This window comes from Crocosphaera sp. (genome assembly GCF_030064895.1).
Lineage (GTDB): Bacteria > Cyanobacteriota > Cyanobacteriia > Cyanobacteriales > Microcystaceae > Crocosphaera.
This window is the reverse complement of the sequence record NZ_JASJEB010000015.1, coordinates 52203-59668: the sequence shown is the minus strand read 5'-3', so window position 1 is coordinate 59668 and position 7466 is coordinate 52203. Positions and strand designations below refer to the sequence as shown.

At 31.8% G+C, this 7466-nt stretch carries 7 protein-coding genes and 1 pseudogene; 5 read left to right on the top strand and 3 right to left on the bottom strand.

Annotation, left to right across the window (positions count from 1 at the left end; genetic code table 11):
* From QNJ66_RS06430 to QNJ66_RS06410, 5 genes and pseudogenes are all read left to right on the top strand, one after another.
* Positions 1-199 (top strand): annotated as a pseudogene (locus QNJ66_RS06430) (photosystem II q(b) protein); the annotation flags it as partial.
* A gap of 146 nt (positions 200-345) precedes the next feature.
* The gene (locus QNJ66_RS06425) at positions 346-921 is read left to right on the top strand and encodes a Uma2 family endonuclease (protein ID WP_300504168.1); all 576 of its coding nucleotides are present in this window, start codon (positions 346-348) and stop codon (positions 919-921) included.
* 172 nt (positions 922-1093) lie between these two features.
* A complete protein-coding gene (locus tag QNJ66_RS06420; protein ID WP_300504164.1) occupies positions 1094-1720 on the top strand; it encodes a toll/interleukin-1 receptor domain-containing protein in 627 nt (208 codons plus the stop codon).
* A gap of 8 nt (positions 1721-1728) precedes the next feature.
* On the top strand, positions 1729-2592 hold the full coding sequence (locus tag QNJ66_RS06415) for an NB-ARC domain-containing protein (protein WP_366146274.1): 864 nt from the start codon (positions 1729-1731) through the stop codon (positions 2590-2592).
* A 150-nt stretch (positions 2593-2742) separates the two neighbouring features.
* Positions 2743-4908, top strand: coding sequence for a tetratricopeptide repeat protein (locus tag QNJ66_RS06410; RefSeq protein WP_300504162.1), 2166 nt, complete (start codon positions 2743-2745; stop codon positions 4906-4908).
* Between the two features lie 228 nt (positions 4909-5136).
* Here the strand turns inward: QNJ66_RS06410 and QNJ66_RS06405 are convergent, their stop codons facing one another.
* The 3 genes from QNJ66_RS06405 to QNJ66_RS06395 form a co-directional block, all read right to left on the bottom strand.
* Entirely contained in the window at positions 5137-5700 is a 564-nt protein-coding gene (locus QNJ66_RS06405; protein ID WP_300504160.1) for a Uma2 family endonuclease, read from the bottom strand.
* A 135-nt stretch (positions 5701-5835) separates the two neighbouring features.
* Positions 5836-6258 (bottom strand): DUF29 family protein, encoded by a 423-nt coding sequence (locus QNJ66_RS06400; RefSeq protein ID WP_300504157.1) that lies wholly within the window; start codon positions 6256-6258, stop codon positions 5836-5838.
* A 90-nt stretch (positions 6259-6348) separates the two neighbouring features.
* Positions 6349-7377 (bottom strand): hypothetical protein, encoded by a 1029-nt coding sequence (locus QNJ66_RS06395; RefSeq protein ID WP_300504154.1) that lies wholly within the window; start codon positions 7375-7377, stop codon positions 6349-6351.
* Positions 7378-7466 lie beyond the last annotated feature (89 nt).

The following is a 7466-nucleotide window of genomic DNA, read 5'->3' as shown; positions in this document are numbered from 1 at the left end:
CACCATGGCGTTCAACTTAAACGGTTTCAACTTCAACCAGTCTATCCTTGATTCTCAAGGCCGTGTAATCGGAACCTGGGCTGATGTATTAAACCGTGCAGGAATCGGAATGGAAGTAATGCACGAGCGCAACGCTCACAACTTCCCCTTAGACTTAGCTTCTGCTGAGCCTGTATCTGCTCCTGCAATCAATGGTTAATTCCTTGATAAAAACTAAATATTAGAAAAAAAGCACTCTCAGAAATGGGGGTGCTTTTTTGTTTTATATTGGTATGATATTTCATGTTTCTATTTATTTTTGCTATCATAATTGTTTAGTAGAAGAAAGAATGCGGAGATATCAGGATGAATGCTTACACTATTAATTTTGATGTCATTACCAAGATTAACGATGAACAGTTTTTTAAACTTTGTCGTAATAACCCTGAGTTAAAGTTGGAACAAAATCAAAATGGAGAAATCATTATTATGTCGCCCACAGGAGGAGAAACGGGGAAAAGAAATGCTAATTTAATTACCGATTTTGGTATATGGAATCGTCAGAAAAAATTAGGACAAATTTTCGATTCTTCTACCGGTTTTAAACTTCCTTTAGGGAGTAATCGTTCTCCAGATGTGGCTTATATTCAACAAGAAAGATGGGATAAATTAACACAAGAAGAGAAAGAAAAGTTTCCACCCATTGCACCAGATTTTGTCTTAGAACTCAAGTCTAAAACCGATTCTTTAAAGGAACTTCAAGAAAAGATGCAAGAATATATGAATAATGGGGTAAAGTTGGGCTGGTTAATTAACCCTGAAAAGAAACAAGTAGAAATCTATCGTCAAGGACAAGAAAAAGTTATTTTAGATAATCCTCAAACCTTATCAGGAGAGGATATTTTACCCGAATTTAGATTAGATTTAGCTCTAATTTGGTAAAACTTTCACCACAATTTTCGAGTTGGTGGTCTTCGATTAGAGGTACGTCCTCTAATCGGCCTCCTGCCTCCTTCAATCCTGATACAATGATCCATTATCTGCTGATATAATAAATTTCAAGCTAAGCTATTTACTCAAATACACTTATTCGCTTTAAAAAGTGCTAAAAGGTATGGAAAAACAAAAAAATTCTGATTTAACTACGCGAGAGGCAGTTTTTATCTCCTACGCATGGGGCGGAAAAAGCGAAGAAATTGTCGAAAAGTTAGAAAGTATTTGTCAAGCAAAACAAATACAAATGTTTAAAACACTGAGGGATAAAGGAGAAATTGGTTATAAGGGTCAAATTCTGGAGTTTATGAAAAGATTAGGACAAGGAAAAGCGATAATTATCATTATTAGTAAACAATATCTCAAATCCAAGAGTTGTATGTTTGAGTTATTAGAAATTGCCCAAAATGGTCAGTTTTATGAAAGAATTTTTCCAATCGTCACTCAAGATAGCGAAATTTACAACGTAATAGAAAAATTACGTTATCTTCAGTATTGGGAAGAAAAACATAGTGAGTTAGATAATGAATATAGAAAACTTCAATCAATGTCAAATACATTAGGAATCCAAGAGGAATTAAGTCTTTATTCTGATATAAGAAATAAGTGGGATCAATTAATTGATGTTATCTCGAACATGAATAATTTGTCTTTGGATGAGCATTTAGAAAATGATTTTGCTCAAGTTATTAATGCAATTGAAGATAGACTACAAGACTCCCAGAATTTAAAAAAAAAGATCAATTAGATCGTTTAATTCCTCAAAATCTAAAAAATAGTGGTATTGCTAAATTTGTAGGACGAGAAACAGATTTAAATGAGTTATGTAACAAGCTAGAAAAAGCTGACATAGTCGCTATTTCCACTCTCTCAGGAATGGGAGGAATTGGCAAAACAGAACTTGCTTTACGATATGCTTGGCAAGAATATAAAAAAGGAACTTATCAAGGTGGGATATGTTGGGTAAATGTTAAAGGAAATGATCCAAGTGCCGATATTATAAGTTTTTTCAAGATTAAACTTAAATTAGGTGAACCCAGTGGAACAACTCCTGTTGAAAAAGTACAAGATTGCTGGCAGAATTGGATTAATGGGGATGTCTTGATTATTTTTGATGATGTACGCAATGCTGAAGATTTTTTTGAATATTTACCACCCTATGAATTCAAAAAATTTAAAGTAATTATTACAACTCGCTGTAAATACTTATCCGATACTATAGAGAATATTCCTTTAGAAGAATTTTCTGAAGACGCTTCCCTTGATTTATTACGATCTTATGTTGGCGATGAGAGAATTAATACAGAACTTGAGGAATCAAAATTACTTTGTCAAGATTTAGGATATTTACCTTTGGCTTTAGAATTAATAGCGAGACTATTAAAAAGACGGAGATGGACAATAAAAAAGGCTAGAGAAAAGTTAAAAGAAAGAGGTTTAAAAGATAATAGTTTATTAAGTAAACCTCATCCTGAAATGACAGCAAAATATGGTGTTAAAGTTGCTTTTGATTTAAGTTGGTATGAATTAGAAAATGAACCAGAAACTATAGCAGTCGCCAAAGCTATTAGGACATTTTTCTGTTCCCTGTTCCCTGTTCCCTGTTCCCTTAAAATATAATTTATGTGTCCTAACTAGCCTGTCTATTGCTATAACAAAATTCAAAATTTAGCTCTTTCGCTTAGCTTATTTGCTATTGCTCCTATTCAACAAACATGGATTAACGAGTTATTTCCTAATGAAGATGAAGATGATATAGAAGAATGGTTAATGGATAGTTTAGTTAATTTAAACTTAGTTAAGCAAATAGCCAATACTGAATATGAACTTCATAGTCTAATTCATCTTTATCTGAGAGAGAAACTAGATGAATCTAAGTTTATGCTAAGAGCAAAACAAGATTATTGTAAGCTATTAGTTGAAAAATCTGAAAGGTTTACTTACACTACATTATCACCCGAAAAAATAGAATATTTAAAACCACTAATTCCTCATATTAAACAGATTACTCAATACCACTATGATTATATTGTTGATGATTATAATAGTGTAATTCCTAGTGATTGGAATTTACCGATTAAGGCAATTAATAGTTTTTATGTGAGTCAAGGTTTTTACCCTCAAGCAATTCAATATTTTAGAGAGTATATAGATATTACTAAAAATAAATTTGGGGAAGGTGATATACATTTGATGGTTCTTTATAATGATTTTTCACTTGCTTTAAAGGATATATATGAATATCACGAAGCATTAAAATTATTAGAGAAAGCTTTATCAATCGCCAAAAAATGTCTGGGAAAAAATCATCATGAAACAATGATGATAACTAACGCAATAGGTGATACTTATCGGCAAATGGAAAAATATAAGGAAGCTGAAGAAATCTTAACTACTTTATACTATTCTACAATTAATTGGATTCTTTCAAACGAATATAATATAAGAAAGCATCCCATTTTTGTAAAAGCATCACCCCTAGTAATTATCGCCCAAGGGTTTCAGCACCTCTTAAAAAAACTGAGATGCAAAATTGGGATGCTCTCTAATATAAATATTGAATCAAATAATAAAAAAGAAATTGCTCAAAAAGTAATTGTATTTATCTTAGTAAATAATAATTTAGCATTAGTTTATCAATCAATAAAAAAATACCAAAAAGCTGAAAATTGTTACAAACTGATATTAGAGATTGTTGAAAAAGATATTCAAGATAAATCATCTTTTGCTCAAGCAATTTTTAGTCAAGCAGCTAAGAATTTAGGGTCTTTATATATGTATATGAAAAGATATGAAGAAGCAGAGAATTATTTAGTACAAGCATTGGAACTCAATAAGCGTATTCTCGATCCCAAACATCTCAATTATCGTTTAGGACTTGATCATTTAGCATGTTTATATATTATCGAAAATAAACTGGATGAGGCTGAAAAAATTGTGGTTGAATTATTTGAGTTACAACTCCAACTAGATTATTTAGAGCCTAAAGCATTGAAGGCGTTAGAAGTTATCGCTTCTCAATATTTTTATAAAGGTTTGTATGAAAAAGTAGAACAAATATCACTGAAAATTAATCAACTCTATCAAAAATTTCATTTAACTAGCTCAATAGAATATTGTGAATCACTTAATTTGTTAGCAACATCTTATATCCATGTCCAAAAAACGGAAGAAGCCATTACCCTGGCAAAAGAGGCAATAAACATAGCTAAAAAACTTCTACCTCAATCTAGTAGAACAAAAATTACGATTAGTTCTGCTACTTCTCTTAATATAGTTATTGCTAATAGTTTTAACACTTTAGGAAGTGCATTCTGGAATTTAGCTCAAAACTTGACAAGTCTTCCACAGTTATCTCAACGAAAACAGTTTTTATTAGAGGCAGAGAAATGTACTAAATATTCTTTAGAGCTATGCAAAATTGATGAAAATAGTCATGATAAAGAAATTAAATCTATGGTGTCAAATATACATAATAATTTAGGTTTAATTTTAGAAGATTTAGAGAAATATTCGGAAGCAGAAAAAAGTTATAGATTTTCTTTACAACTAAGACGGGAAGAGCTTGGAGAGGAATCTTATCTTGTTGGACAATCTTTCTTGAGTCTTGGTGCTTGTTACGATTGGCAAAAGAAAAATAATGATCAAACTGAAAAAATGTTATTGGAATGTAACAGTATTTGGGAAAAATTACTAAAAACTGATCACCCTGAGATGGTACACTGTTATGAACATCTGGGAAAATTTTATAACCGTACAAGACAATTTAAAAAAGCAATTTATTTTTATGAGAAAGCCGTTGAAAATTGTAGAGTAAGGGAAGATAAAAACATTGATTTTTATCAACAGAAACTAGAGGAGTGTATTAAGCGAAGTAATAAGGTAAAATCGAAGAAATCTAGTAAGTCATCTAAAAAACCAAAAGGCTTTGGCTAAATTATCATAGCACTACATATTTTGCTTAAGCAGTTAATGAGGTTATTGTTTTCTTGGAATGAAAATAAGGATATATAGTTGTTTTAAATAAGTTTGAGAAAGAGGAGTATGAGCAGGATTTTCACTATGCTAAAAATACATTAGGAAAGTTTTGTATCATTTCTATTTGAATTAATTATAGCAACATTTTTTTGCAATTAACTTTTCAATATGATTATTTTCCCTCAACTATTCAACTAATAAATCAAAATTAGGTAAAACATCTTCCCCTGATAAAGAAACAGGTAAACTTAAAACTTCTACTGATTGATTCGTACGATAAATTTCCACATTATTATCTTGGGGATTAATTAACCATCCTAATTTTAAACCAGCATCTAAATACTCTTGCATTTTGTCTTGTAACGGTTTTAATCGATCACTAGGAGAACGTAATTCAATTACAAAATCAGGACAAATAGGGGGAAATTTTTGCCTTTGTTCAAGAGTTAAACTTTCCCATCTTTCCTTTTTTATCCAAGCAACATCAGGAGATCGTTTACCCCCGTTAGCTAAATCAAAAATAGTAGATGAACTAAATACAAAACCTAACTTATTTTGACGATTCCAAATACTTACATCAGTGATTAAATTAGCTTCTTGATTTCCCCTTTCTCCACCAACAGGTGACATAATAATCAACTCTCCATTACGACTTAATTCTAAGGGTATGTCTCGATTAATTTGACAGAGTTTATAAAAATCTTCTGATGTCAACTTAATTAGTGGTTTCAAATCTAAAATAGTAGTCATAGCAAGTATTTTTTGACTTCTAAATAATATGATAATCTATTTAGTAAATATAGCAAATTTTTAAGAGTTAGTTGACATTGTTTACAAGAATTAATTTTATATATGTTAGACTATACTGATAAATAAAAAATAAAATCAACTATAAATCAAGTCTATTGCTTCATCAATAATTGCTCTTTTATTAACCATTTCTGCAAGTTCTTTAGCTTCATATTTACCTTCAAAAGCTTCTTTTGCAGCAGCTTTTAAACCTAAATCATAAGCATCTTCTAGGGTCTCTTCTAACTCTTCTCTCGTAAGATAATATCCCTTAGTTTTACGTCGTTTATTGGTTCGTTGAATTTCTTTGACTGCATTAGCAATAGATAAATCCCATGAGCGTGTTTTTCTTTTTTCTGCTGCTTGTTTAATAAGATGTAAAAGCAGAATTTTACCAAAACTAAAAATTTTGTTGAGCTTATCATCTTTGCTCATTTCTGTCAATTCCTCAACCAATACTAAAGCATCCGTCACATTTCCTGACAGCAATAATTCTTTTAATGTAAATAATTCTTCCATGTCTTTTTTTGGGTTATTAAATTGTTAATCAACTGTTTAAAACATTATTTTCTTTTCTTAGCTTTATCAAAAGTTATTTTTATTGAAAGTTTAGCGACTATAATCACAAATTTCCGGGGGAACTTCTCCTGAGAGTAACCCTGTTACTTCAAAGGGAAGATCCTGATTAGAACGATCATAAGAGATCAAGGAAGCATCAATGTATTTGATGTCTCCAGGAGCGTTTAACCGCCAAATATTAGGGGCTAATTCTGCGTTGAAGGGTTTATCATAACAATAAGCATTGGTATCTCCATGAACGTATAATACGGGTTTTTGGAGCTTATGGGCAAAGGTTTGGATCTGCTGGCAAAATCCTGCATAAGCAGGTTTATTAGTACACCGTGTAAAAGCGTCATTTTCCCCATTTTCAGCGCCAAAGGGATCTAAATGACTGGCAAGAACCACCGCTTCAACATTATTATTTTGAGCAAGATAGAAGGCATAGTCAAGCCATTCTCTGTTTGCTTGATCTCGTTTCTCCACCTCAGCTAAAATGGTTGCTGGATCATCTTGCAAAATCTCATCCCGACCATTATTTGTACCAATCATATGTTCGGTGACAAATAAAACTCCGTCATAGATCCAAAGTGCATTTTCTGGAAGATCCGAGTTTTGTTCATATTGCCACTCAGGATCGAGGGTTTTTGGTTCACTAAAAAAGATTTTCCGAACCGATGCCAACCTTGCTAACTCACTTTGAGGGTTGCTTAATTTTTCTCTGTCGCAGTCTGTCCAGTCATTATCCCCTGGGGTATAAAAGATCGGTTTATCAATATCATTGTCCCAAACGTCTTTAAATGATTGTAGTAACTCATCAGAACAGGTATATTCAGGTCGACTTAGATCACCCAGATGAATAACAAAAGGGACTTCCTCATGTTCATTAATAGCGGGAATAATCTCTTCAAAGAAAACTTCTTCATCGGTTCTACCATCAGCTAGGGTGATCATGTAAGGTAAATCACCATAAACGATAAATGTAGTTTTGTCCGATAATGTATCTGCTTTGGTTGTATTAGGATAGGCAAACAAAAGCAAAGTCACACTCATTACAAAAGCGATAAGACGACTTAGCATAGTAAAAATTTTGACGACTATATTCAAAGGTTATCAAGGTTCATTTTACTATTAAAGGAATGAGAGGGTAGGTGTGTCTAAAATATCGT

Bases quoted from the DNA above. Each gene is read 5' to 3' on its own strand.
- QNJ66_RS06400 (WP_300504157.1), bottom strand. From the start codon at position 6,258: ATGGAAGAATTATTTACATTAAAAGAATTATTGCTGTCAGGAAATGTG.
- QNJ66_RS06405 (WP_300504160.1), bottom strand. From the start codon at position 5,700: ATGACTACTATTTTAGATTTGAAACCACTAATTAAGTTGACATCAGAA.
- QNJ66_RS06410 (WP_300504162.1), top strand. From the start codon at position 2,743: ATGGATAGTTTAGTTAATTTAAACTTAGTTAAGCAAATAGCCAATACT.
- QNJ66_RS06395 (WP_300504154.1), bottom strand. From the start codon at position 7,377: ATGCTAAGTCGTCTTATCGCTTTTGTAATGAGTGTGACTTTGCTTTTG.
- QNJ66_RS06420 (WP_300504164.1), top strand. From the start codon at position 1,094: ATGGAAAAACAAAAAAATTCTGATTTAACTACGCGAGAGGCAGTTTTT.
- QNJ66_RS06425 (WP_300504168.1), top strand. From the start codon at position 346: ATGAATGCTTACACTATTAATTTTGATGTCATTACCAAGATTAACGAT.